Genomic DNA, 1,627 nt, shown 5'->3' on the forward strand with positions numbered 1-1,627 from the left:
ACTGGCCGAACTGCTGGCTGATGGCCTCGCCGCCGGTCGCCTACCCGACATGGCGGCACTGCGGTTGCGCTTCGCCCCTGGGCTCGAGGCCGCCATCGCCAAGCTCGACAAATACCACCTGCTGATTCTGGACGACCTCGCTTACGTCACCAAGGATCAGGCAGAAACATCCGTCCTGTTCGAACTCATCAGCGCCCGCTACGAACGCCGATCGACGCTGATCACTGCAAATCAGCCGTTCGGTGAATGGAACCGGATCTTCCCCGATCCCGCCATGACGCTCGCTGCCGTCGACCGGCTCGTCCACCATGCCACGATCTTCGAAATGAACGTCGAAAGCTATCGCCGCCGTGCCGCACTCCAGCGACAATCACGTGCTGGACGGCCGCCAACCTACGCGACAATCAAGTCCATTGAGGAATTGTCGCTCAGCGACAATCAAACCAACGACTGACCATTGCCAGCGACAATCAAAGTTGGCATTCTCACACAGCCGCGACAATCAATTCTCATCCTGATTGACGCCAGCCTCTCACCCAGATCGTCGCGCTACAGATCGACCAGCAAATTGGCTATGTGCGGGATATGATCGAGGGCAAGCAGCCTCGGGCAGCATGGGTTTGGCAGGATCAGACCGGCAAATATTTCCTGCCTATCAAATACGGTCGCCAGACTTTGGAATTGAAGAAGGGGATGCAGGCCATCGAATGCGCTGACCTCGACCACGTGGAGGATGCACTCTGCACGATCAGGGCGATGGTCTGGCAGGGGGACTTTGGCTGACAGGCTGGGCAGTACGGTCAGGGTATCAAACAAGGAGCTTCTCGATCGCTTTATGGTCGAGGCGTTGAATGACTTCGACCTGCCCGACGAGTTCGAGGAGCTTGAGGCAGCGTAGTCAAGCAGTGCGGGGGAGCTTCGGCTCCCCCGCCACTCTCTGCCTTGAGGCCCGTTCCGTTTAGAACGCCACAAATCATAACGTCTCAATCGCGCATTTTAAGCAGCTCATACGTTCCAATTGGAACAGCGGCTAATGTGAACACATCGAGAGGCAGACGGGCTTCTCGGCACAAGGAGTTCAAACATCATGGCTACCGCATTCAACCCCATCTTCGCTGATCGTAACGTCAATATGACCCGTGCCACTCGGAAGGTCGGGAAGGTCTTTGCATTGCCGAAGAAGGCTCCCGAGCTTGAAACGGACACAGACAAGCTGCGCAAGATCATGGTCAACGCCTATCGCTGCGGCGACACTGCATATGCCGAACGAGCGAAGCGCAGGGTTTGGGAGCTCCACAAGGTTGGCGACACTGAGTTGGAGCAGCGGTTCGGGGAGACAATTGCTGCCTACGAATCGTTCCTAACGGAGCGCAACGATCGGACCACTCGTGCGACCCGCACTTGGCAGAAGGTCCGCAACAAGGGCGTTAAGCAGGCGATCATCGAATGGGTGACGTCGAAGCAGGAGCGTCAGGGCTTCATTGATCTCGTTGAGGCTGGGTATGGTGAGTTTACAATTGAGGCTTTGGTTGTTGCGATGGCGGAGGAGTTTGAAGATCAAGTGTCCGTCGTCAGAACATTTGGCACATCAGGCGGCGTAAATTAACGGAGAGCGGGCCTCGTCTGG

Annotated in this window: 4 protein-coding genes; all 4 read left to right on the top strand. The window is 56.9% G+C overall.

From position 1 onward, the window contains the following. A partial coding sequence (locus G404_RS19645) for an ATP-binding protein (protein ID WP_245584584.1) occupies positions 1 to 454 on the top strand: 454 nt, incomplete at its 5' end. A 131-nt stretch (positions 455 to 585) separates the two neighbouring features. Further along, the gene (locus G404_RS0117335; RefSeq protein ID WP_028642169.1) at positions 586 to 783 is read left to right on the top strand and encodes a hypothetical protein; all 198 of its coding nucleotides are present in this window, start codon (positions 586 to 588) and stop codon (positions 781 to 783) included. Beyond that, the gene (locus tag G404_RS20955) at positions 776 to 898 is read left to right on the top strand and encodes a hypothetical protein (RefSeq protein WP_281170282.1); all 123 of its coding nucleotides are present in this window, start codon (positions 776 to 778) and stop codon (positions 896 to 898) included. Before G404_RS0117335 ends, G404_RS20955 begins: the two co-directional genes overlap by 8 nt. A 189-nt stretch (positions 899 to 1,087) precedes the next feature. Then, positions 1,088 to 1,606: a hypothetical protein gene (locus G404_RS0117345; protein WP_028642170.1), complete on the top strand. Its 519-nt coding sequence runs from the start codon at positions 1,088 to 1,090 to the stop codon at positions 1,604 to 1,606. The last annotated feature ends 21 nt before the right edge of the window (positions 1,607 to 1,627 follow it).

This window comes from Novosphingobium acidiphilum DSM 19966 (assembly GCF_000429005.1).
GTDB classification, from domain to species: Bacteria; Pseudomonadota; Alphaproteobacteria; order Sphingomonadales; family Sphingomonadaceae; genus Novosphingobium; species Novosphingobium acidiphilum.

Excerpts from the sequence above, each read along its gene's own strand:
- G404_RS0117335 (WP_028642169.1), top strand. The coding sequence starts at position 586 with ATGATCGAGGGCAAGCAGCCTCGGGCAGCATGGGTTTGGCAGGATCAG.
- G404_RS0117345 (WP_028642170.1), top strand. The coding sequence starts at position 1,088 with ATGGCTACCGCATTCAACCCCATCTTCGCTGATCGTAACGTCAATATG.